This is a genomic window from Granulicatella sp. HMSC30F09 (genome assembly GCF_001806915.1).
In the GTDB taxonomy this organism is placed as follows: domain Bacteria; phylum Bacillota; class Bacilli; order Lactobacillales; family Aerococcaceae; genus Granulicatella; species Granulicatella adiacens.
This window is the reverse complement of record NZ_KV786419.1, coordinates 58,775-59,241: the sequence shown is the minus strand read 5'-3', so window position 1 is coordinate 59,241 and position 467 is coordinate 58,775. Positions and strand designations below refer to the sequence as shown.

At 36.6% G+C, this 467-nt stretch carries 1 pseudogene; it reads left to right on the top strand.

The annotated features are described in order from the left end of the window. Positions 1 to 201: 201 nt before the first annotated feature. Positions 202 to 467, top strand: a pseudogene (locus HMPREF3103_RS09610) (hypothetical protein); the annotation flags it as partial.

Here is a 467-nt window from a genome sequence, read left to right as displayed (position 1 = left end):
ATAGTTGGGTATAATTTATCCGTAAAAGGAACTTTTAATGATAATCCAGATACTGCTTTATTTATAGATTTTTCTTTAGAAACAAAAGATAGTATTCCGGAGATGGTAAATATTCGAATGAATCAACCGCCTAGAATAAAGAAAGGGAATGGTTTTTACATTTTTGACTAACTTCATTGAATTTGGGAGCGTGGGAAGAGTATGAAAAAGAAAACAGCAATTACAGTTAGCACCCTCTTGTTATTGACAGTAGGTGGCGTAACAGCGCTCAACATGATCAATCCGAGTTGGAGAGAAAACACCATTTTTGCGACAGCAAGAGACAAGCAATTAGCGTGGCTGAAAGAGTATGAAAAAGAAATCGTGGCATGGATTCACTCAAGATATCCAAAGGTAGAAAAAGTACAGTTTGATTGGAAAACTCTAGAAGTCGGTCCCGTGAGCAATGGTGTAATGAATGTTGGATA